The sequence below is a fragment of the Melaminivora sp. genome, assembly GCF_032059615.1.
Lineage (GTDB): Bacteria > Pseudomonadota > Gammaproteobacteria > Burkholderiales > Burkholderiaceae_C > Melaminivora.
Map to the genome: position 1 here is coordinate 1 of NZ_DAMCAM010000032.1, position 21,571 is coordinate 21,571.

Genomic DNA, 21,571 nt, shown 5'->3' on the forward strand with positions numbered 1-21,571 from the left:
CGCATTTCAATCCGCGCGGACGTGTTCTCGCGCGCGCTCTTTTTCTTTCTTTCTTACTCCCTCCCCCTCTGGGGGAGGGAGTGAAAACCGGGCCCCGGGTGCAATGCGCACACGGTGCTCTGCATGAGCCTTGCCTTTCTTCCCCATCCCAGGCCGAGCGAAGCGTCGGCCCGAGTCATGGCCGCTCACCCCTTCAATCCTGCGCCTGTGGCGAGGCGCTGGCGGGGTGGCATGCACGCGCAGCGAGCATGCTTCGTCATCTGACTCGCTGCGGTTGTCTGAACGAAGCGCAATAGCGCGGAGTGAGTTCCGCAGCGCACCCCGCCAGCGCCTCGCCACAGGTTGCCCCCGCGCTTGCAAAGCGCGGGGGTCGCAGGATGCAGGGGCGCGCTTCTTTGCTTACTTTCTTGTCGCCCGACAAGAAAGTAAGTCGCCCGCCGGGGCGAGTCCCGGCCCCCCACGCCCAAAACAACCCTGACAACAAAACCAGCAACAAAACCAGCCAAACCCCGTGCCAGCCAATGAAACTTCGCTACAAAAAAACTAGCCAACCCACACCACCGCCCCCGAAAACGTCACAAACGCCAACCCCGTACTCACCAAAATAATCCGCGCCACCCTCCCCCCATGCGCCCCAAACCGCTCCGCCAGCAACGACACATTGCTCGCACTCGGCAGCGCCGCCACCAGCACCAGCGTGGTCACCGCCAGCGGCGCCAGCTCCAGCCCCAGCAGCAGCGCCACCTGGCAGGCCAGCCAGACCAGCAGCGGGTGCAGCAGCAGCTTGGCCAGCGCCACCGGCACGTAGTCGCGCGGCGCCACGCGCTCGGCGTGGTTCATCTGCGAGCGCGCCAGCACCGCGCCGATGGCAAACAGCGCCACGGGCGAGGCGGCGGCGGCGAGCATGGCCACGGTCTGCTCCAGCGGCGCGGGCAGCGACAGCGACGCCGCCGAGGCCATGGCGCCCAGGGCGATGGACCAGGGCAGCGGGTTGGCCAGCACGCCGCGCAGGGCCAGGCGCAGCGCGCGGGCTGCGCTGCCGCCGCCCAGCGACAGGCGCGACAGGGCGATGCACAGGGAGCTGGTCACGATCATGTCCAGCGCCATGGTCGGGATGACGGTGCCGGCGCTGGCCTGGCCCAGCAGCGCCACCAGGAGCGGCACGCCCATGAAGCCCGAGTTCGGAAAGGCCGCCACCAGGGCGCCGAAGGCCGCGTCGTTCCAGCCCCAGCGCGCCCGGGTGGCAAACGTCGTGCCCAGCGCCATGACCAGGCCACTGAACAGATAGACCCCGGCCACGACCGGGTCGAGCAGCTGGGCGATGGGGGTCTGGGCACCGAAGCGATACAGCATGCACGGCAGGGCGAAATACAGCACGAAGCTGTTGAGCCCGGCGATGGCCGGCAGCGGCAGCAGGCCCAGGCGCGTGGCGGCGTAGCCTGCCAGCACCAGCGCGAAGAAGGGAAAGGTGACCGACAGGACCGACAGCACGGGGCGATTGTGGCAGTTGGCGCGGCCGTCGGGCGCGCTCGCTATCATCGTGCGCTTCGCGCGGCGCGGCCCCTCGCGCCCGGCCGGCCACGCCGGCCCCCGACCCTTCCCCCACCCTCCTCGCTTCCCCCATGTCCGGTCTGAACCTGGCCCAGCTGCAAGCCGTGCACTACACCGAGGGCCCGTGCCTGGTGCTGGCCGGCGCCGGCTCAGGGAAAACGCGCGTCATCACGCACAAGATCGCCCGGCTGATCGAGACCGGCCTCGCGCCCCGGCGCATCGCCGCCATCACCTTCACCAACAAGGCCGCCGCCGAGATGCGCGAGCGCGCGTCCGGACTGATCGGGCGCCAGGCCAAGGAGGTGCTGGTGTGCACCTTCCACGCCCTGGGCGTGCGCATGGTGCGGGAGGACGGCCACGTGCTGGGCCTGAAGCCCAATTTCAGCATCCTGGACCAGGACGACGTGACCAGCATCCTGAAGGACTGCGCCGGCGGCAGCACCGACGCGGCCACCGCGCGCCAGTGGCAGTGGGCGATCAGCAGCTGGAAGAACCAGGGCTGGGACGCGCGCCGGGCGCTGGCCATGGCCAGTGATGACCACGAGCGCAGCATCGCCCTCGTCATGCAGCGCTACGAGGAGCGCCTGGCCGCCTACCAGAGCGTGGACTTCGACGACCTGATCGGCCTGCCCATGCGCCTGCTCAGGGGCCACCCGGAGGTGCGCGAGAAGTGGCAGCGCGTGCTGGGCCATGTGCTGGTCGATGAGTACCAGGACACCAACGCCACGCAGTACGAGCTTTTGAAGATGCTGGTGGGCGAGCGGGCGCGCCTCACGGCCGTGGGCGACGACGACCAGAGCATCTATGGCTGGCGCGGCGCGACGCTGGACAATCTGAAGAAGCTGCCGGTGGACTTCCCCCAGCTCAAGGTCATCAAGCTGGAGCAGAACTACCGCTCGACCAGCGCCATCCTGCGCGCGGCCAACCACGTCATCGGACCCAACCCGAAGCTGTTTCCGAAGACCTTGTTCAGTGAACTGGGCGAGGGCGAGCCGGTGCGCGTGGTGGACTGCGACAACGAGGAGCACGAGGCCGAGCGCGCCGTGGCGCGCATCCTGGGCCTGCGCGCCGCGGCCAACCCGCCGCCGGCGTGGAAGGGCTTTGCCATCCTGTACCGCGCGAATCACCAGGCCAAGCCGTTCGAGAAGGCACTGCGCAAGGCCAGCATCCCGTACAAGGTCTCGGGCGGCACCTCGTTCTTCGACCGCGCCGAGATCCGCGACCTGTGCGCCTGGTTCCGGCTGTGGATCAACAACGACGACGACCCGGCCTTCCTGCGCGCCGTGGCCAATCCGAAGCGCGGCATCGGCCACACCACGCTGGGCGCGCTGGGCGCCTTTGCCGCGCAACACCGCACCAGCATGTTCGGCGCGCTGTTCAACGCCATGCTGCCGGCGGCCGTCCCGAAGCGCGCGCTGGACGGCCTGACCGAGTTTGGCCGCGCCATCAACGACCTGGAGTACCGCGCCCGCCACACGCACGGCTTTGAAGCCGCGCGCGCCTTTCTGGCCGACTGGCTGAAGGACATCGGCTACGAGCAGCACCTGTACGATGCCGAGGACAGCGAGAAGGTGGCCGCCGCCCGCTGGAGCAACGTGCTGGAGTTCTGCGACTGGATGGCCCAGCGCGCCGGCGGCCAGATCGAAGACGCCGCCGGCACTACGACCCAGAAGGAAACCAAGAGCCTGCTGGAAGTCGCCCAGACCATCGCCCTGCTGTCCACCATCTCCGAGCGCGAACAGGAGCAGGACATGGTGGTGCTGTCCACCCTGCACGCCAGCAAGGGCCTGGAGTGGCCGCACGTGGTGCTGGCCGGCGTGACCGAAGGCATGCTGCCCTTCAAGCTGGACGACGAGGAAGGCCGCGCCACGAGCGTCACGGAGGACGTCGCCGCGCGGCTGCAGGAAGAGCGCCGGCTGATGTACGTCGGCATCACCCGTGCGCAGCGCACGCTGGCCGTGAGCTGGACCAAGAAGCGCAAGAAGGGCCGCGAAATGGTTGCCGCGCAACCCAGCCGTTTCATCGCCGAGATGAAGCTCGACGCCAGCACCGCGCGCGAGGACCCGCGCGAGAAGCTGCGCCAGCTGCGCGCAGAATTCGCCGCACGGGCGCAGGCGCAACCGGCCGCTGCTGGTTGAGCGCCTTCCCACAATGCTTCCATAACGATAGCTACAACCCTTTGTCGAACAATGGTTTGAAGGCAAAAACACCCAATATGCCCCGTCCACCCTCTGCCCTCCATCCCCGCTCCCGTGCCGGCCGGGCGCGCCCGCTGTCCGCGCTCCTGCTGGCAGCCCTGCTGCCCCTGCCTGCGCTGGCCCGGCAGGCGGCCCCGGCGCCCGCCACCGAGGCCGGGCCGGGCTGGCGCCAGTGCGCCGCGCTGGGCGGCGACGACTCCGCCCGCCTGGCATGCTTCGACCAGTGGGCCGGGCAGCAGGTCTGGCGCGCGCCCGCGGCCAGCGCCAGCGCCCTGCCCGCCGAGGGCGGCGCCCGGCCCGAGGGCGGCCCCGCAGGCTCGGCCGCCGTGCAGGCCGCCCCGGCGCACGTCCGGGCCGAGCCCACCGAGGATGGCTGCCGCGACGACACCTACAGCACGCTGTCGCGCTTCTGGGAACTGGACGAGGACACCGACTGCGGCCTGCTGCGTTTTCGCGGCTACCGGCCCATGACGGTGTCCGTGGTGGCCTCCAGCAGCGTCAACCGCCAGCCCACCTCCGACAACCAGGACAACACGGCGCAAAGGCCGGTGGACTACCGCCGCTCGGAGATGCGCATGCAGCTGTCGGTGCGCACCAAACTGGCCAGCGGCCTGCTGCCCGTGGCCGACCCGCGCCTGCGCGACTCGCTGTGGTTCGGCTACACCCAGCAGTCGTACTGGCAGCTGTTTTCTTCGCAGATCTCGCGGCCGTTTCGCAACACCGACCACGAGCCGGAGATCATGTACGTCTATCCGACCGACGCGGCCCTGCCCTGGGGCTGGCGCTGGCGCTACAGCGGCATCGGCCTGGTGCACCAGTCCAACGGCCAGAGCGACCCGCTGTCGCGCAGCTGGAACCGCGCCTACCTGATGACCGGCTTCGAGCAGGGCGACCGCTTCAGCGTCACCGCCCGCGTCTGGAAGCGGCTGCGCGAGAGCGCCGACCGCGACGACAACCCCGGCATCTCCAACTACATCGGCCGCGCCGAGCTCAGCCTGGGCTGGAACCCCGACCGCGACAACCGGCTCACACTGACCACCCGCCACGCCCTGGCCGGCAGCGGGCGCGGCTCGGTGCGCCTGGACTGGCTGCACACGCTGGGCACGCACCTGGTCGGGCCGCGCAGCAACCTGCGCCTGCACACGCAGCTGTTTTCCGGCTACGGCGACAGCCTGATCGACTACAACCGCCGGCGCACGGTCTTCAGCGTGGGCGTGAGCCTGGTCGATTTTTGACCGATTCCTGACGCCTGTTACCTGCGCTGGCCACCTGGCGGCTTGTGGGGTACACCGGCGGCCGGGACAATCACCCGGGGCCCAGCACGCACAATCGCACCGGTGTGCAAGGAGATCGACCATGGACCTGCAGTACCAGCTCAAGGCCGGCAGCTACTACCTGTACGACCTGCGCGAGGCACCCAGCGCGGTGACGGGCGAGCGCCGCTTCAAGCTCAAGACCGACATCGTCGCCATCGCCTTCGACCGCCTCACCGGCCACGTGCACCAGCATGGCAGCCCGGCACGCATCCAGTCCTGGGCCGCGCACACGCGCCGGCGCCTGCGCGCCGCCGGCCGGCTGGACGTGGCCAACGACCTGGTCGTCGTCTCCGGCCCCCTGCCGGTGGACGAACTCAACAAGTGCCTGTGGATCGCCGGCTACTGCCGGCGCATGTTCTCGCGCCTGGCCAGCCTGCCGCACGGCAAGCTGCAGCGCGCCGCCGAGCCGCGCGGCCCGGGTTTTGCCTCGGCGTCCTCCCGGGCGTCCTCCCGGACGCACTCCCAGTCCTCGTCCTGGCGCCGGGCCGCCTGACCACGCCGGGGCCTACGCCGCTGGCCCGCCCTCGTCCGCCAGCGCGCCGTCCTGCGGCTCGGCGTGCTTGACCACGGTGACCGGCACGGGGCTCATGTGCACCAGCTGCTGCGACACCGACCCGAGGAAGGCCCCGCGCAACCCGCCCAGGCCGCGCGCACCGACAAGCAGTGCGTCGCAGCCGCAGCGCTCGACCATATCCACCAGCGTGGCGGCCACCGGCCCCAGACCCAGCTCGGTCTCGTGCGGCACGCCAGCGGCCCGCACCAGCGCCAGGGCATCGGCCAGCAGGTGGGCGCCGGCCTCGATGCTGGCCTCGGCCACCGCGTCGGCGCCCTGCGTGGCCAGCTCCAGCAGCGACGCCTCTTCCTGCACATGGCCCAGCACCAGGGTGGCCGACAGCCCCCCGCGGTGCACCAGGTCCAGCGCGTGGTGCACGGCGTCCAGCGCCAGCGGCGAGCCATCGACGGCGATCATGATTCTGAGCATGGTTTTTCTCCTTGGGGTTGCATGCGGGCCCGGCCGCTGCGGGCGCGGGCTCTCTGGGACAATCACGCCCCATCATGCTGCAATTTGACCTGCTCGCCACCGACCCCTCCAGCCACGCCCGGCGCGGGCGCCTCACGCTCAACCACGGCGTGGTGCAGACCCCCATCTTCATGCCCGTGGGCACCTATGGCACGGTCAAGGGCGTCATGCCGAGAAGCCTCACCGAGATGGGCGCGCAGATCATCCTGGGCAACACCTTCCACCTGTGGATGCGTCCCGGCCTGGACGTGGTGCAGAGCTTTGGCGGCCTGCACGCCTTCGAGCAGTGGGACAGGCCCATCCTGACCGACTCGGGCGGCTTTCAGGTCTGGAGCCTGGGGGCCATGCGCAAGATCACCGAAGAAGGCGTGCACTTTCGCAGCCCGGTCAATGGCGACAAGCTGTTCATGTCGCCCGAGGTGAGCATGCAGATCCAGACGACGCTCAACTCCGACATCGTCATGCAGCTCGACGAGTGCACGCCGTACGAGACGGGCGGGCGCAAGACGACCGAGGCCGAAGCCCGCAAGAGCATGGAGATGAGCCGGCGCTGGGCCGTGCGCTCGCGCGACGAGTTCGCGCGCCTGGCCAACCCCAACGCGCTGTTCGGCATCGTGCAGGGCGGCATGTTCGAGCATCTGCGCCAGGAGTCGCTGGACGCCCTGGTGGAGATGGACTTTCCCGGCTACGCCATCGGCGGGGTCAGCGTCGGCGAGCCCAAGGACGAGATGCTGGCCATCATGGCGCACACGCCGCACCGCCTGCCCGCGCACAAGCCGCGCTACCTGATGGGCGTGGGCACGCCCGAGGACCTGGTCGAGGGCGTGGCCTGCGGCGTGGACATGTTCGACTGCGTCATGCCCACGCGCAACGCGAGAAACGGCACCCTCTTCACGCGTTTTGGCGACCTGAAGATCAGGAACGCCCGGCACCGCCAGGACCACCGCCCCATCGACCCCAGCTGCACCTGCCACGCCTGCGCGGGCAGCTCGGGCGTGGCCTGGGACGCGGGCGGGCGCGGCGGCTTCTCGCGCGCCTACCTGCACCACCTGGAGCGCTGTGGCGAGATGCTGGGGCCCATGCTGACCACCATCCACAACCTGCACTACTACCTGAACCTCATGCAGGAGATGCGCGACGCGCTGGACGCGGGCACGTTCGCGCAGTTCCGGGCCCGCTTCCAGGCCGAGCGCGCACGGGGCGTGTAGCACCCCGCCCTCTTTTTGCCCCCATCTGAAGGCACACACCCATGCTGACCCTGCACCACCTCGAAACCTCGCGCTCACAGCGCATCCTGTGGCTGCTCGAAGAGCTTGGCGTGCCCTACCAGCTCAAGACCTATGCGCGCGACCCGCGCACCCGGCTGGCGCCGCCGGAGCTGAAAAAAATCCACCCGCTGGGCAAGTCGCCCGTCATCACCGATGGCGGCGAGACGATCGCCGAGTCCGGCGCGATCATCGAATACCTGGTCGAACGCTACGGCGGCCAGGCGACGGGCGAGCTGGCGCACCTGGCGCCCGCGCCGGGCACGCCCGAGCACCGGGACTGCCGCTTCTTCATGCACTACGCCGAGGGCTCGCTCATGAACTGGCTGGTCATGAAGCTGGTGTTCCAGACGCTGCCGCGCCAGCCCATGCCCTTCTTCGTGCGGCCCGTGGCGCGGGCGATCTGCGGGGCGGCGCAGCAGAAACTGGTCGACCCCAACCTGGCGACGGCCACGGCCTTCCTGGAGCAGCACCTGGCCACGCACCCCTGGTTTGCCGGCGAGCAGCTGACCATGGCCGACTTCCAGATGAGCTTTGCCGTGGAGGCGCTGCTGTCGCGCACCCGCTCCGCCACCGCCTTGCCCCATCTGCAGGCCCTGCAGGCACGCATGCACGCGCGCCCGGCCTGGCAACGCGCGCTTGAGAAGGGCGGCCCGGTGGTGATGGCCTGACGGGCTGCGAACGGACTATGGGCTGCCGGGGCCCGGCACGGCCGGCGGCGCCAGGGGGGCGGCCGCGCGCTGGTCCGCCTCTGCCGCCGGCGCCACCTGCACCGCCCGCGTGCCGCAGGCGTGGCAGAAGTGCACGAAGGCGCTCTTGCGCGTGCGGCAGGCGCCGCAGTGGTCGAACAGCCCGATGCCGCAGTGCGGGCAAAAATCGATGGCCTCGTTCTTCAGGTCCACCGGCCGCTCGCAACCCGGGCACACGCCCTTGGCCAGCCGCGCCAGGGCCGTGTCGTAGCCCAGCTCGCGCCGGCGCTGCGCGTCGGGCAGGCTCTCGGCCTGGCGCTGGCGCTCCAGGTAGCGGTTGAGCGCCAGGATCGCCCAGCGCCCCACCAGGGCAGTGACCACGATGCCCACCGCGTAGCGCACGTAGCCGCCATAGCTGGGCAGATAGGGCACCAGTTCGACGAAGAACGCGAACAGCGCAAAGAAAATAAAACCCCAGACAAAGGGCCACCAGGGGCTCTTGCGCTTTTTGGCGAACAGCCAGCCGGCCACGAGCAGCAGCGGCAGGGTGAGCGCCAGGCGGTAGAGGAAGACGCGCAGCTCCACGCGCCGCTGTTCGGCGTCCAGACGCTCATGGCCCGCGCTCTCGAGCGCCTGCAGCTGACGGTGCGCCGCCTGGGCGTCCTGGCGCGCATCCAGCAGCGCCTGCTCCTGCGCCTGGGCAGCCTGCTGGGCGCGCTGCTCACGCGCGCGCAGGTCGTCGAGCTGGCGGGTGCGTGCGAGCACTTCCGGGTCCTGCTCGGCGCGCTGGGTGACGCTGCGCGCGGCCAGCCAGTTGTCGAAGGCCTCACGTGCGGCGATGGTCTCGCCCCGTGCCTTGGCGTGCTGCAGCCGCGCCTGCTCCAGCCGGGTCTGCGCCTGCTGCTCGGCCTCCTGTGCGGCCTCGGCGCGGCTGCGCAGCGGCTGCACCTGCGCCTGGTCGAGGAAGTCGTCGAGCTCGAGCGGCGCCTCCACCCGCGGCAGGTCACCGACGATGGTGCCGCCCAGGCCGATCAGAAAGCCGGCAAACACCACCGCCACCAGCCACAGGCCGCGGCGGAACCATTTTTCGGACAGGCGCAGGGCTTTGTTCATGACGGGCAGGTGGATGGGGACGGCGGCGAGGGCGCCAATTTATTATTGATAGCAAACTCCCGTTGACTGGCAACGGCTTGCGGGCTTTTTCACCAGCACCCTGGCGCAGCTGTTGTGCCTGCTGCCACGGTGCGGGCCACGACCCGGCGTGGGCTGCGCGGGGCGCGCCGGCTCATTTTTGTGCGCGCTTGCGGCCCGCCGGGGGGGTCTTTGCCGGAGCAGGTGGCGCGGACCGGGCAACCGCGGTGCGCGGGCGGGCACTGGCGGTGCGGGCGGCCCGGGGCGCGGCGTCCGCTGGCGCATCCGCGGCGTCAGCCGGCGCCGGCCCGGCCCCGGGCACGCCCTGGGCCCACTGGCTGGCCATGTCGCTGGCCGTCTTGAGCGCGCCGCTGGCCATGTCGCGCGTCGCCTCGAATGCGGCCTGGTGCGAGGCCGCATCCTGCATGGCGCGCGCGGCGATCTGCTGGAACTGGCTGGTGAGCGAACCCCACCATTGCAGCGGGTCGGCCTGGGGTGCCGCGCCCTCACCTGCCGCGTCACCGGGCTTGCCCTGCGGCTGACCCGCGCCGGTCTCGGGCGGCGCTGCCGCGTGCGGTGCGGCGGCGGGGGGCGCAGCGGCCGGGGTGCCCTCCGGCGCTGCAGCACCCTGGGCCGCGGCGCCGAAAGCCGAGGCCATGTCGCCCATGGCCACGTTCATGCCCTGCAGCGTGGCCAGCGTCATCTTCTGCACCTCCAGCGCCTGCACCATGGCGCTGACCCCGCGCACGTTCTGCTCCAGCCAGAACTGCACGGCCTTCAGGTCCTGGATGCGCTTGTCCAGGTCCTGCACGGTCGCGGTGGGTGCCACCCAGCCGGCCATGCCCGGCAGGCCGGCGCCGGCGCCCTTGGCCAGGCTTTGCAGGAAGTCGAAGCCCGGGACGAAACGCCCGAAGCCAAAGGGGGAGGTGTCGCTCATGTCCGTCGCTCCTTGGATCAAGTGGATTGCCGTGCGCCAGCCGCCCGCCGGGCAGCCGCCTGTGCGCCAGCTTAGCGCCTGGAGGCAGGCGCGCCAACCTCGCCCGGCAGTTGCAGGTACAGCTGCGCGAGCTGGGCGCGTGCTGCCTCGCCCAGGCCGAGCCGTGCGGTCAGGTAGCGCTGCAGGCCGCCGTGGTCGCGCTGCACGGCATCGAGCGCGGCATGCAGAAAGCCCGGCTGCACCTGCCAGATGACCTGCAGCACCTCTTCGGGCGCGGAGTGGGCCACCAGGGCCGGGCGCCGGTAGAGCTCGTTGGTGAGCAGGTAGTCCTGCATCACCACGTCCTCGGGCACGCCCAGGGCCAGCAGGATGAGCGCGGCGGCGAAGCCCGTGCGGTCCTTGCCGGCGGTGCAGTGGAAGACCAGGGGCGTGTCCTCCTCCAGCAGGTGGGCGAAGAGCGCGGCGAACTGCGGCGCGTTGTCGGCGACGAAGGCACGGTAAGTCTCGTGCATCCACTGCTCGGCCAGGGATGCGGTCACGGGCTGGCCCGACCGGGCCAGCTCTTGCGCGCGCTGCACCACCGTGGGCTCGATCGGCAGCGCGTGGTAGCGCACCTCGGGCAGCTGGTAGGCCTGCGCGGCACTTTCGCCCTGCCCGCGCAGGTCGACCGCGCGTGCCAGGCCCAGCCCGGCCAGCATGCGGGCATCCTCCGGGCTCAGGCCGGCCAGATGGTCGGAGCGAAACAGCCGGCGCCAGCGCACCTGCCGCCCGTCGGGTGTGGCGTAGCCGCCCAGGTCACGGAAATTGGAGGCGCCGGAGAGGGGAACGCTGCGGGGGTGGTCAGTCATGCGTTGCACTGTAGAGCAAGGATCAGACCCCGAGATAGATGCGGCGGATGTAGTCATCGCCCGCCAGCTCTGCGCTGCTGCCCTGACGCGCGATCCGCCCGTTCTCCAGCACATAGATGCGCTGGGCCACGCGCAGGGTGTTCTGCGCATCCTGCTCGGCCATGAGCACCGCCACGCCTGACGCAGCAATGGCGCGAATGGCGTCGAAGATCTCGATCTTCAGCCGATGCGCGATGCCCACCGAGGGCTCATCGAGCAGCAGCAGCCGGGGCCGTCCCATCAGAGCCCGGCCGATGGCCACGAACTGCTGCTGCCCGCCCGAAAGGGTGGAGACCACCTGCTCCAGCCGCTCGCGCAGGATGGGAAACAGGGCAAAGACCTTCTGCATGTCGCTCTCGATGTCGACCCGTGCGGGCCGCAGGTAGGCGCCCAGTTCCAGGTTCTTGCGCACCGTGAGTTCGGGGAACAGGCGCCGGCCCTCCGGGCAGTGGCAGATGCCCAGGCCAACGACCTCGTGCGCCCCGTGGCCCTGCAGCGGCCGCCCTTCAAAGGACAGCGTGCCGCTGGAGTCCAGCGTGCGCGAAATGGCCTTGAGCAGCGTGGTCTTTCCTGCGCCGTTGGGCCCCAGGACGCCCACCAGTTCCCCTGGTTCGACCTGCAGGCTGACCGATTCCAGGGCCAGTGCCTTGCCATACGAGGCCGCAAGCCCCTGGATTTCAAGCAGTGACAAAGTCCACCTCCGACTTGCCGATATAGGCCTCAACCACCTTGGGGTGGCGCACGATTTCCTGTGCATCGCCCACGGCGATGAGTTCGCCGAAATCGATGGCCACCACGCGCTGCACCAGTTGCATGAACTCGCGCAGCTTGTGTTCGATGATCAGGATGCTCAGGCCGCGTTCGCCATGCAGGCGGCGGATCAGTGCGGAGAGCGGCTCGATCTCACTCGACCCCAGGCCGGCGAAGGGCTCGTCGAGCAGCAGCAGCAACGGGTCCGTGGCGAGCGCCCGGGCGATCTCCAGTCGGCGCTGATCGCCGTAGGAGAGCAGTTCCGCGGGCGAATCGGCCCTGTGCGCCAGGCCCACGTCCTCGAGCATGCGCAGGGAGCGCTCGCGCGGCCCCTCCCCCGAAGAGCGCCCCCGCGGCGAATAGCAGGCGACCATGACGTTCTCCAGCACGCTCATGCCAACGAATGGCCGGCACAACTGGAAGGTGCGCGCCAGCCCCAGGTTGACCACCTGCGTCGGGGTATGCCGGGTCAGGTCCACGCCATTGAAGAGCGCACGCCCCTCATCCGGCCGGATGAAGCTGGTCAGCAGGTTGAACAGGGTGGTCTTGCCAGCGCCGTTGGGGCCCAGGATGCCCACGATTTCGCCGCGCTCCACGCCAAAACGCATGTCCTTGACGGCCGTGAGCCCGCCGAAGCGCTTGGTCAGGCCCTCTACTTCCAGGATGGTGCTCATGGCGCCACCTCCTTTGGGGCCGCGCCCAGCCTGCGCCACAGGGGCGCCACCAGGCCGCCACGCAGGAAGAAGATCACAAGGATCAGCAGCAGGGCATACACCAGCAGGCGGTATTCGCCCGCGCTGCGCAGCATCTCGCCCAGCAGCGACAGCACGATGGCGCCGCCGGCCGCACCGTAGACCGAACCCAGACCGCCGACGTAGACCATGGTCACGACGGCCACCAGCATCAGTACGGAGACGATCTGAGGGCTGACCTGCATCTGGTAGCTGGCGTACAGCGCGCCGCCGAGGCCGGCGAAGACGGCACTGATGACCAGGGCGGCGATCTTGTAGAAGGTGACATTGATGCCCGCCGCCTGGCAACTGGCCTCGTCACCGCGGATGGCACGCAGCAGCAGCCCCCAGCGCGTGCGCGACAGGCCGACCAGCACCAGACCGCTGACCACGGCCGTCGCCAGCACGAAGTAGTAGTACTGCACCGAATCCAGGATCAAAGGTGTCAGACCCTGGATGCCTTCCTCGCCACCCGTGATGTCCCACAGGATCAGCAGCATGCGCTGGGCGATGGCGGCTGCGGCGAGCGTCGCCAGGGCGAAGTACGGTCCCTTGAGGCGCAGCGTGGGAAAGCCGATGACAACCCCCAGGACCGCCGCCAGCCCCATGGCGGCCAGGATGCCGATCCAGGGAGAGACGCCATAGTTGGCATCCAAGTAGCCGCTGGCATAGGCACCGATGCCAATGAACAGCGGATAGCCGAAGTTCTCGCGGCCCGTCAGGCCGGAGAAGAAATCCCAGCTCATGGCCCAGATGGCGTAGATCAGGCACACGGTGAACACGCCGGTTATGTAGCCGCTGCCCAGCCACGGCACGGCAACCAGCAACGCCAGCGCACCCGCCAGCAATGCGCCTTGTCGCAGAGTGATCTTCATACTCATCCTCAAAATGCCGCCTGCTTGCCGCGCAGGCCCGCCGGGCGCAGCAGCAGCGTCAGCAGCACCGCGCCGAGGGACACCACCTCCGTCCATGACGAGGAAGCCAGGAACGCGACGATGGTTTCAGCGTAGCCCAGCAGCACTGCGGCCATGACGCCCCCGGAGAGCGAGCCGAGCCCTCCCACGATGACGATGGCGAAAGCCTTGGTCAGCGCCGGCAGCGCCATCTGCGGCGAGGTCGAGAGAAACGGCCCGGCCATGACGCCCGCCAGCGCCGCGAAGCCTGCCGAGAGCGCCACGACCATGCCATAGGCCCTGTTCACGGGAATGCCCATGTACTGGGCCGCCAGCGGGTCCTGCGACAGCGCCAGGATGGCCGAGCCCACGCGGGTGCGCTGGATCAGCAGCCACAGCGCCGCCAGGGACACCACTGCCATCGCCAGCGTCAGCAGCTGCTGGCCGCCGATGTCGGCACTGCCCAGGGTGAACTTGCGGTCCACGAATGCCGGCACGTTGATGACTTCGGAGCCGAAGGTGACCAGGACGGCCTGCTCCATCACCAGCAGGAAGGCCATGGTCACCATCATCACCGCCATGCTCGAATCGCGCTGGGGGCGGATCAGCCAACGCTCCACCGCCCAGCCCACCGCCGCCGTGGCGGCGATGGCCGCCAGGGCCGCCAGCAGCAGAGGCAGCCCGAGCGGGACTGCGAACAGGTAGGTGAAGTAGGCGCCCAGCATGTAGAACGCCCCGTGCGCCAGGTTCAGGATGCGCGCCACCCCGAACACCAGCGTGAAGCCCACAGCCAGCATCGCGTAAATGGCGCTGGTGACCGCGCCGTGGACCAGGATTTCCGTCATGCCCGCGCCTGCTTCACTTCATCCACTGCGGCTTGACGTAGTCGCCCGTGCGCGCTTCCTTGGGCCAGACGATGACGCGCTTGCCCCCTTCCTGCCACTGCACGAAGAGCAGGTTCACCAGCCCGGCGCCCGCCTTCAGGTCATGCGATTCGTCGAGCTGCATCCGGCCGGTGGTCATCGGCATGTCGATGGTTTCCAGGGCCTTGATGACGGCGTCCGTATCCGCCTTGCCGGCGCGGGTGACGGCGTCGGCGTAAGCGTAGACCGAGTCATAGGCGCCAGAGCCGGTATAGACGGGTTCGCGCTTGTAGCGTTTCTCGAAGGCCTCGAAGAAGGGCAGCGTGCGCTCCGACAGCGGGGCACGCACGATGAAGTTGAAGGCCACCTCGGAGATGCTTTTGCCGCCCACCCGCTCGAAGAAATCCGTGTCCTGGCTCTTGACGTCGATGCCACCATAGGGGACGGGCACGCGCGCGTCATACCACTGCTTGGCCAGGATGTCGCTGGAGGCGTGCGACAGGATCACGACCATGTATTCGGCGCCGCTGTTCTTCACCTTGGACAGCAGGGGCGAGAAATTGGTTGTTCCGGTGTCGAAGGTCTCGGCCATGACGATGTCCAGGCCCTTGTCCTGCGCGCTCTTCTTCAGGTAGGGCAGCAGGTCCTGCACCCACTTGGCGCTCTCGCCGACGATCGCGAATTTCTTCATCCCCAGCTCGCCGTGCAGGAAACCGGTCATGTAGCCCAGCAAACCATTGGCCAGGTGCAGCGAGTTCAGCACGCCGGTGCGGAAGATGTACTTGTTGGCGTCGTAGTTCTGCTTGACCTTGGCGGTGATGGCCGGGGAAGCCGCCCCCACGGTGAGCGCGATGGTCTTGGCGCGCGTGATGTGCGGCAGCTGCGCCAGGGTGACCCCCGAGGTGTAACCGCCGATGAGCACGTCCACTTTTTCATCGGCCGTCAGCTTCTTGATGGCGCTGATGCCCTTCTCCGGGTCTTCCGTCTCGTCGGCGACCACCATGGACAGCTGGCGCCCCAGCACGCCACCCTTGGCATTGATTTCGTCGACCGCCAGCTGCGCCCCATCGCGGATGTCCCGGCCGGCCTGCACCTGGATGGGCGCATTGATGCCGATCTTGATGGCGGGTTGCGCCTGGGCCTGGGCAAACGTGCTGATCAGGGCCGTGGTGGCAAGGGCTCCCAATCGCTTCAGGAATGAATTTGCGTGTATCACTGCTGTCTCCTTGTGGTGGGTGATGATTGGGCGAGGCCGGCACTTCCGGTGCGTTCGGCCAGGCGCGACGAAAATCAGGCGGCCAGGGGCTGGCGCACCTCGACAGGGGCCTTCCAGCGCTCGGCCAGCTCGGCCCGGCGGGCGCCGACCTTCTGGACGCTGGCCTCGCGCACATGGCCGAAGCCGCGCACCTGTCCCGGCCATTCGGCGATCTCGATCGCCAGCGGCAGGCGCGCTGCATCCAGTCCCGCCACGAGGCGTTCCACATCCTCCTCGTACTCGGCGATCAGGCGCAGCGCCAGCTGGCGCTCGGCGTTGCCGCGAAAAGGATCGAGCACCGTGCCGCGCAGGCCGCGCAGACGTGCCAGCAGGTTCAGCGCCCGCCAGGCCCAGGGGCCCAGTTCGCGCTTGCGCACTACCCCCGTTGCGGGGTCCTTGCGCGCGAAGGGCCAGGCGCCCAGGTGGAAGTGCAGCCGGTAGTCGCCCTCGAAGGCCTGCTGCAGCTCGGCGCGGAATTCCGGCGTGCTGTACAGGCGCGCCACCTCGAACTCATCCTTGTAGGCCAGCAGCTTGTAATAGTTGCGCGCCACGGCCAACGCCAGCGTATCGCCGCCACCGGCCGCGCGCTCGGCGTCCGCCACGCGCTGCACGAGGCGGCTGTAGCGCGCCGCATAGGCAGCGTTCTGCCACTGGCCCAAGCGCGTGCTGCGGTCAGCCACGACGTCGACCAGCTGCGTGAGCACCGGATGCAACTGCACTACGGATGCGGGCTGCGCCAGTTGCTGGACAGCCGCCTCGTCACAGGCCGCCCGGCGCCCCCACAGGAAGCTCTTGAGGTTGAAATCCACGCCCACGCCATTAAGCGCTATGGCCTGCTCGATGGCCTGGCGCGCCACCGGCAGCCAGCCACGCTGCCAGGCAAAGCCCAGCAGGAACATGTTGGCGGCGATGGTGTCGCCCATCAATGCCACAGCCAGCTGTGCAGCGGCGATGGCGCGCATGTCGTCCCGTGCTCCCAGGGTGGATCGGATGCGGTCCTGCAGGGCTTGCGAATCGAGTTGCCAGTCGGGGTTCTGCGTGAATTCGCTGGTAGGGGCCACGCCCGTGTCCACGACCACGCGCGTGCGCCCGGCGCGGCATTTGGACAGCGCTTCGTCGCCAGCGCTGACCACCAGGTCGCAGCCCACGACCAGGTCCGCCTCACCGCTCGCCAGCCGAGCCGAGTGCAGTTGTGAGGCGTCGCCCGCGATACGGATGTGCGACATCACGGCGCCATATTTTTGCGCCAGTCCGGTCACGTCCAGGGTGCTGGCAGCCTTGCCGTCCAGGTGGGCGGCCATGCCCAGAATGGCGCCGATGGTCACCACGCCCGTGCCGCCGATCCCCGTCACCAGCACGCCGTAAGGGCGAGCGCCATCGAGCCGCGCCAGCGTCGGCTCGGGCAGGTCCCTATCCAGGTCGGGCAGCGTGCGCGCCTTGCCCCGTCGCGGCTGCGCGCCCACCAGGGTCACGAAGCTGGGGCAGAACCCCTCGATGCAGGAAAAATCCTTGTTGCACGAGGACTGGTTGATGCGCCGCTTGCGCCCCAGCTCCGTCACGACCGGCTCGATCGACATGCAATTGGACTTCTGGCTGCAGTCCCCGCAGCCTTCACAGACCGCGGCATTGATGAAGGTGCGTGTATCCGGATCGGGATATTGGCCGCGCTTGCGCATGCGGCGGCGCTCCGTGGCGCACATCTGGTCGTAGATCAGCACCGAGACGGCCGGGAAGTCGCGCAGTTCGCGCTGCACCTGCTCCAGCGCGCTGCGGTGCTCCACCCGCACTCCCTGCGGCAGCTGCACGCCCGTGTAACGCCCGACGTCGTCGGCAACCACCACCACGCGCCCCACCCCCTCGGCCAGCAGCTCGGCCGCCATCTGCGGCACCGACAGTTCGCCATCGACGGGCTGCCCCCCCGTCATGGAGACGAAGCCATTGACCAAAAGCTTGTAGGTGATGCAAACCTTGGCCGCCACGGCTTGGCGGATCGCCAGAAAACCCGAGTGAAAATAAGTGCCGTCGCCCAGGTTGGCGAAGACGTGCTTCTCGTCCGTGAAGGGGGCCTGGCCTACCCACATCACGCCCTCGCCGCCCATGTGCGAAATGGTTCCCGTGGTCTGCGGACGCTGCAGGCTGGCAATGGCGTGGCAGCCGATGCCGGCCAATGCCCTGCTTCCGGCCGGCAGCTGCGTGGAAGTGTTGTGCGGACAGCCCGAGCAAAAGTTGGGCATGCGTACCGGGCCGCCCCGAGGCGCCGAGGCGACCGAGTGCGAGGCGCACCCAGGCAGTTGCAGCAGGCGGGCCAACAGTGCCGCGATGCCTGTAGGCGAGAGTTCACCCGTGGAGGGAAGACTCGGCTCGCCACGTGTGCGTGCCCATTCATTGGCACCGTGGTACTTGCCCACCACGCGCACCTTCCTGAGGGCTTCGCAGTCGAACAGGATCGATTTGATCTGCCCTTCCAGCACGGAACGCTTTTCCTCAACCACCAGGACGGTCTCCAGTCCCTGCGCAAATTCTTCGATGGCGTGCGGGTCGAGCGGCCAGACCATGCCCACCTTCAACAGCCGGATGGGCGAGGTGCCGGCCTCTTCCAGGCCCAGTTCGAGCAGCGCCTGGCGCACGTCGGTATAGCTCTTGCCGGCAGCCACGATGCCCAGCCGGGCATCGCCACTGTCCAGCACCACGCGGTTGAGGCGGTTGGCCCGCGCATATTCGAGCGCCGCGTGCAGCTTGTGGTCATACAGCCGTGCTTCCTGCTGCAAAGGCCCATCGAAACGACGAATGTTCAGCCCGTCAGCGGGCTGATCCGCCAGCACGCCGGGCTGCTCGAGCCGCGGCTGATCCACGCCCAGCTGCACGCTGCCCGAGGACTCGACCACGTCCGTAACCAGCTTGAGTGCCACCCAGCAACCGGCGTGGCGGCTCATGGCGATGCCGTGCAGGCCATAGTCCAGGATGTCCTGCACATTGGACGGATAGAGGATGGGGATGCCGGTGGCGATCAGGATATGGTCCGACTGCGCCGCCTGCGTGGACGATTTGGCTGCGTGATCGTCTCCGCACAGGGCCAGCGCCCCGCCCCAGAGCGAAGTGCCCGCCGCATTGGCGTGGCGCAGCACGTCGGCACTGCGGTCCACACCCGGCGTCTTGCCATACCAGATGCTGAAGACGCCTTCGTATCGCGCCCCCGGAAAGGCCCCGACATGCTGGGAGCCCCAGACAGCCGTGGCGGCCAGGTCCTCATTGACGCCGGGCTGGAAGTGAATGTGGTGCCGCTCCAGCCGCCCGCGATTGCGCCACAGCTCCATGTCATAGCGCCCCAGAGGCGAGCCCCGGTAGCCGCTGATGAAGCCCGCGGTGTTTTTTCCTGCCGCCTGGTCGCGCAGCCGCTGCTGCAGAGGTAGGCGCACCAGGGCTTGGGTGCCGGACATGAACGTCCAGCCGCTCGTGAGCTCGTATTTCTCGTCCAGCGTCGCCTCGGCGGGCACGCCGGCAGTCAGGACTGCATTCATCGTCTCGCCCCGCCCGGGCGGGCGGTGTCTCCATCGTCGTTGTATTGCGTGAACGAAGGATGGCTTGCGTCAAGGCCCACCCTTCGCAAACCATGCTATGGCCTGGGAAAGGGGTCAGCAGTCGCCGAGGTGTCAAACCAGGGAAAGCGCGCTATGGCCGCTGGAGCAGCGAGAGAGCCAGTGCCCGCTCAGAGAGCCCGGCAGGCAGGAGGGTGAGGGGGCAGCCCGAAAGCGGGACGCGCAAGCACCCGCCATGCAAAACTGCATGCGGGCTTCGGCGCATCGCCGGAACTGTCTGGGGAGAGGTGGCGCGGCTGGCGGGGATCGAACCCACGACCCTTGGCTTCGGAGGCCAATACTCTATCCACTGAGCTACAGCCGCTGAGAGGGGTGCGGCGCGTGGCTGGCAGTCAGCGCGCCGGGAAAGCGGCGGATTATCGCACGAGTGTCACGGGGCAAAGCCCAGGCCGCGCAGATACACCGCGACCGCCTGGCTCCCGGTGGCTGCCAGCGGGAAGTGTCCACCGCCCCAGATCCAGGCCTGCAACAGGCCGTCGAACAGGCCGTACAGGCCGATGGCCGCGGCATCGACGGCCATGGGCAGGGCCACGCCGTTTTCGCGCGCGGCTGCCTCCAGGTCGCGCGCCAGCAGCGCGTGAAAGCGTGCGTGCGCCGCCAGGTGGCGCTTGCGCACGCCGCTGAATTCGCTCACGTACTCCACCCGGTACAGGGCGATCTCGAAGACCCGGCGCGTGTGCGGGTCGTTCTCTATGGTGCCCAGCAGGTGATGCAGCACGAAGCCCAGGCGCTGCAGCGGGCCGGAGCAGCCCAGCACGTCGCCGGCGTTGCATGCCGCCTCCAGCGGCAGGGTGACGCGCTCGAGCATGGCGTTGAGCAGGTCGGTCTTGTCCTTGAAGTGCCAGTAGATGGCGCCGCGCGTAGCGCCAGCTGCCTGGGCGATCTCATTGAGTGACGCGCGTGCAACGCCTTTTTCATAGAACACGTGCTCGGCTGCGTCCAGCAGGCTGTTGCGCGTAGCATCCGCATCGGCCTTGGTGCGTCGTGCCATGGATGGGAAACCTCCGGGGAATGAAGGACGCGGAAGAGCCACGCCCGGAAGAGTCCATTATACATTCAAGTATGTATGTATAATCGCCTCCCTTCGCAGAGCCGACGCCGCCCCTCCACGCCGGCGCCCGCGCGTCTGCCTGTACCGCTGGAACGCACAACGAAGCCCGTCAAAGGACCCCCATGTTTCGCCTGAACCACGCGCCCGTGCGCGCACCCCTGGCTGCCCTGTCCGTTGCGCTGGCCGCCGCGCTCACCCTGGGCGCCTGCGGCAAGAAGGAGCCCGCACAGTCGGCGGGCGCGGCCGCATCCATGCCCCCGCCGGCGGTCGGCGTCGTCACGGTGCAGCCGGGCAGTGTCGGGCTGGTCACCGAACTGCCCGGTCGTCTGGAGGCCTCGCGCGTGGCCCAGGTGCGCGCCCGCGCCGCCGGCATCGTGCAAAAGCGCCTGTTCACCGAGGGTAGCGACGTCAAGGCCGGTCAGAAGCTGTTCGTGATCGACAGCGCGCCCTATGAGGCGACGCTGGCCCAGGCACGCGCCAGCGTCGCCCAAGCCGAGGCGGTGCTGGGCCAGAGCCGCGCCCAGGTCGAGCGCTACCGCCCGCTGGTCGAGGTCAACGCCATAAGCCGCCAGGAATACGACAACGCCGTGGCCGCGCAGAAGACGGCCGAGGCCAACCTGGCCGCGGCCCGGGCCGGCGTGACGTCCGCGGGCATCAACCTGGGCTACGCCACCGTCACCGCGCCCATCTCCGGGCGCATCGGCCGGGCCCTGGTCACCGAGGGCGCGCTGGTCGGTCAGGGCTCGCCCACCGAGCTGGCCGTGATCCAGCAGATCGACCCGCTCTACATCAACTTCACCCAGTCGGCGGCCGATGCGCTCAAGCTGCGCGCGGCCGTGGCCAGCGGCAAGTACCGCCAGGCCGACAAGGGCGGCGCCGACGTGAGCGTGCTGCTGGAGGACGGCAGCGTCCACAGCAGGAAGGGGCGCCTGCTCTTTGCCGACCTGACGGTGGACCCCACCAGCGGCCAGGTCACGCTGCGCGCCGAGGTGCCCAACCCCGACCGCTCGCTGCTGCCGGGCCTGTATGTGCGTGTGCGCCTGGAGCAGGCGCAGCTGGACAGCGGCGTGCTGCTGCCGCAGCAGGCCGTCACGCGCTCGGCCAAGGGCGACACCGTGATGGTGGTGGGCCAGGGCGGCCAGGTGGCGCCGCGCCCGGTCACGCTCGGCCCGGCCCAGGGCTCGAACTGGGTGGTGACCAGCGGCCTGCAGGCGGGCGAACAGGTCATGGTCGATGGCTTCCAGAAGCTGCCACGCGGCAAGCCGGGCGACCCGGTCGTGGTCACTCCCGTGCCCTGGCAGGACCCGGCCAAGGCGCCCGCCGCCCCTGCCACCGCGACGCCGCCCGCGGGCGAGCGCACGCAGCAGGGTGCCGCAGCCGGCGCATCCGCCGCCTCCGCCTCCACCCAGCAATGAACGCCTAAGAACCAGGAGCGCG

General features: G+C 69.1%; 18 protein-coding genes and 1 tRNA gene. 6 read left to right on the forward strand and 13 right to left on the reverse strand.

Translation table 11 applies throughout. The features are described 5' to 3' along the window. Nucleotides 1–543: 543 nt before the first annotated feature. Nucleotides 544–1,491 (reverse strand): AEC family transporter, encoded by a 948-nt coding sequence (locus tag RT051_RS08700; RefSeq protein ID WP_313075209.1) that lies wholly within the window; start codon nt 1,489–1,491, stop codon nt 544–546. A 131-nt stretch (nt 1,492–1,622) separates the two neighbouring features. Between RT051_RS08700 and RT051_RS08705 the strand changes: the two genes are divergently transcribed. From RT051_RS08705 to RT051_RS08715, 3 genes are all read left to right on the forward strand, one after another. Then, the gene (locus RT051_RS08705) at nt 1,623–3,689 is read left to right on the forward strand and encodes a UvrD-helicase domain-containing protein (RefSeq protein WP_313075134.1); all 2,067 of its coding nucleotides are present in this window, start codon (nt 1,623–1,625) and stop codon (nt 3,687–3,689) included. Nucleotides 3,690–3,766: 77 nt separating this feature from the next. Beyond that, on the forward strand, nt 3,767–4,984 hold the full coding sequence (locus RT051_RS08710; protein ID WP_313075137.1) for a phospholipase A: 1,218 nt from the start codon (nt 3,767–3,769) through the stop codon (nt 4,982–4,984). 121 nt (nt 4,985–5,105) lie between these two features. Then, nucleotides 5,106–5,558, forward strand: coding sequence for a hypothetical protein (locus tag RT051_RS08715; RefSeq protein ID WP_313075141.1), 453 nt, complete (start codon nt 5,106–5,108; stop codon nt 5,556–5,558). Between the two features lie 12 nt (nt 5,559–5,570). Here the strand turns inward: RT051_RS08715 and RT051_RS08720 are convergent, their stop codons facing one another. Beyond that, entirely contained in the window at nt 5,571–6,047 is a 477-nt protein-coding gene (locus tag RT051_RS08720) for a universal stress protein (protein WP_313075144.1), read from the reverse strand. A gap of 74 nt (nt 6,048–6,121) precedes the next feature. On the opposite strand from RT051_RS08720, the gene tgt reads away from it, so the two are divergent. Together tgt and RT051_RS08730 are read left to right on the forward strand one after the other, a co-directional pair. Then, on the forward strand, nt 6,122–7,294 hold the full coding sequence (gene tgt / locus RT051_RS08725; RefSeq protein ID WP_313075147.1) for a tRNA guanosine(34) transglycosylase Tgt: 1,173 nt from the start codon (nt 6,122–6,124) through the stop codon (nt 7,292–7,294). A gap of 41 nt (nt 7,295–7,335) precedes the next feature. Beyond that, nucleotides 7,336–8,022, forward strand: a complete 687-nt coding sequence (locus RT051_RS08730; RefSeq protein ID WP_313075149.1) for a glutathione S-transferase — start codon at nt 7,336–7,338, stop codon at nt 8,020–8,022. 15 nt (nt 8,023–8,037) lie between these two features. Here RT051_RS08730 and RT051_RS08735 read toward each other — a convergent pair whose 3' ends face one another. From RT051_RS08735 to RT051_RS08785, 11 genes are all read right to left on the reverse strand, one after another. Beyond that, entirely contained in the window at nt 8,038–9,153 is a 1,116-nt protein-coding gene (locus RT051_RS08735) for a zinc ribbon domain-containing protein (protein ID WP_313075152.1), read from the reverse strand. A gap of 172 nt (nt 9,154–9,325) precedes the next feature. Then, complete coding sequence (locus RT051_RS08740; RefSeq protein ID WP_313075155.1) at nt 9,326–10,108, reverse strand: PhaM family polyhydroxyalkanoate granule multifunctional regulatory protein; 783 nt, start codon at nt 10,106–10,108, stop codon at nt 9,326–9,328. Nucleotides 10,109–10,179: 71 nt separating this feature from the next. Continuing rightward, nucleotides 10,180–10,956: a tyrosine-protein phosphatase gene (locus tag RT051_RS08745; protein WP_313075157.1), complete on the reverse strand. Its 777-nt coding sequence runs from the start codon at nt 10,954–10,956 to the stop codon at nt 10,180–10,182. A gap of 22 nt (nt 10,957–10,978) precedes the next feature. Next, nucleotides 10,979–11,686 carry an ABC transporter ATP-binding protein gene (locus tag RT051_RS08750; protein WP_313075160.1) on the reverse strand — a complete coding sequence of 236 codons (708 nt, stop codon included), beginning with the start codon at nt 11,684–11,686 and terminating at the stop codon, nt 10,979–10,981. Then, nucleotides 11,673–12,419 (reverse strand): ABC transporter ATP-binding protein, encoded by a 747-nt coding sequence (locus RT051_RS08755; RefSeq protein WP_313075163.1) that lies wholly within the window; start codon nt 12,417–12,419, stop codon nt 11,673–11,675. The genes RT051_RS08750 and RT051_RS08755 overlap by 14 nt, the downstream gene beginning before the upstream one ends. Then, on the reverse strand, nt 12,416–13,351 hold the full coding sequence (locus tag RT051_RS08760; protein ID WP_313075167.1) for a branched-chain amino acid ABC transporter permease: 936 nt from the start codon (nt 13,349–13,351) through the stop codon (nt 12,416–12,418). The genes RT051_RS08755 and RT051_RS08760 overlap by 4 nt, the downstream gene beginning before the upstream one ends. Before the next feature lie 8 nt (nt 13,352–13,359). Further along, complete coding sequence (locus tag RT051_RS08765) at nt 13,360–14,214, reverse strand: branched-chain amino acid ABC transporter permease (RefSeq protein WP_313075171.1); 855 nt, start codon at nt 14,212–14,214, stop codon at nt 13,360–13,362. 13 nt (nt 14,215–14,227) lie between these two features. Beyond that, complete coding sequence (locus tag RT051_RS08770; RefSeq protein ID WP_313075174.1) at nt 14,228–15,418, reverse strand: ABC transporter substrate-binding protein; 1,191 nt, start codon at nt 15,416–15,418, stop codon at nt 14,228–14,230. Nucleotides 15,419–15,522: 104 nt separating this feature from the next. Then, nucleotides 15,523–19,005, reverse strand: a complete 3,483-nt coding sequence (locus RT051_RS08775) for an indolepyruvate ferredoxin oxidoreductase family protein (protein WP_313075178.1) — start codon at nt 19,003–19,005, stop codon at nt 15,523–15,525. Between the two features lie 306 nt (nt 19,006–19,311). Continuing rightward, nucleotides 19,312–19,387, reverse strand: a tRNA-Arg gene (locus RT051_RS08780). A gap of 66 nt (nt 19,388–19,453) precedes the next feature. Next, nucleotides 19,454–20,074, reverse strand: coding sequence for a TetR family transcriptional regulator (locus tag RT051_RS08785; RefSeq protein ID WP_313075180.1), 621 nt, complete (start codon nt 20,072–20,074; stop codon nt 19,454–19,456). 182 nt (nt 20,075–20,256) lie between these two features. Here RT051_RS08785 and RT051_RS08790 point away from each other — a divergent pair, with 182 nt between their 5' ends. Continuing rightward, nucleotides 20,257–21,549, forward strand: a complete 1,293-nt coding sequence (locus RT051_RS08790; RefSeq protein WP_313075183.1) for an efflux RND transporter periplasmic adaptor subunit — start codon at nt 20,257–20,259, stop codon at nt 21,547–21,549. The last annotated feature ends 22 nt before the right edge of the window (nt 21,550–21,571 follow it).

Excerpts from the sequence above, each read along its gene's own strand:
- RT051_RS08720 (WP_313075144.1), bottom strand. The coding sequence starts at position 6,047 with ATGCTCAGAATCATGATCGCCGTCGATGGCTCGCCGCTGGCGCTGGAC.
- tgt (WP_313075147.1), top strand. The coding sequence starts at position 6,122 with ATGCTGCAATTTGACCTGCTCGCCACCGACCCCTCCAGCCACGCCCGG.
- RT051_RS08775 (WP_313075178.1), bottom strand. The coding sequence starts at position 19,005 with ATGAATGCAGTCCTGACTGCCGGCGTGCCCGCCGAGGCGACGCTGGAC.
- RT051_RS08785 (WP_313075180.1), bottom strand. The coding sequence starts at position 20,074 with ATGGCACGACGCACCAAGGCCGATGCGGATGCTACGCGCAACAGCCTG.
- RT051_RS08790 (WP_313075183.1), top strand. The coding sequence starts at position 20,257 with ATGTTTCGCCTGAACCACGCGCCCGTGCGCGCACCCCTGGCTGCCCTG.
- RT051_RS08740 (WP_313075155.1), bottom strand. The coding sequence starts at position 10,108 with ATGAGCGACACCTCCCCCTTTGGCTTCGGGCGTTTCGTCCCGGGCTTC.
- RT051_RS08760 (WP_313075167.1), bottom strand. The coding sequence starts at position 13,351 with ATGAAGATCACTCTGCGACAAGGCGCATTGCTGGCGGGTGCGCTGGCG.
- RT051_RS08710 (WP_313075137.1), top strand. The coding sequence starts at position 3,767 with ATGCCCCGTCCACCCTCTGCCCTCCATCCCCGCTCCCGTGCCGGCCGG.
- RT051_RS08715 (WP_313075141.1), top strand. The coding sequence starts at position 5,106 with ATGGACCTGCAGTACCAGCTCAAGGCCGGCAGCTACTACCTGTACGAC.
- RT051_RS08735 (WP_313075152.1), bottom strand. The coding sequence starts at position 9,153 with ATGAACAAAGCCCTGCGCCTGTCCGAAAAATGGTTCCGCCGCGGCCTG.
- RT051_RS08745 (WP_313075157.1), bottom strand. The coding sequence starts at position 10,956 with ATGACTGACCACCCCCGCAGCGTTCCCCTCTCCGGCGCCTCCAATTTC.
- RT051_RS08730 (WP_313075149.1), top strand. The coding sequence starts at position 7,336 with ATGCTGACCCTGCACCACCTCGAAACCTCGCGCTCACAGCGCATCCTG.
- RT051_RS08765 (WP_313075171.1), bottom strand. The coding sequence starts at position 14,214 with ATGACGGAAATCCTGGTCCACGGCGCGGTCACCAGCGCCATTTACGCG.
- RT051_RS08755 (WP_313075163.1), bottom strand. The coding sequence starts at position 12,419 with ATGAGCACCATCCTGGAAGTAGAGGGCCTGACCAAGCGCTTCGGCGGG.
- RT051_RS08705 (WP_313075134.1), top strand. The coding sequence starts at position 1,623 with ATGTCCGGTCTGAACCTGGCCCAGCTGCAAGCCGTGCACTACACCGAG.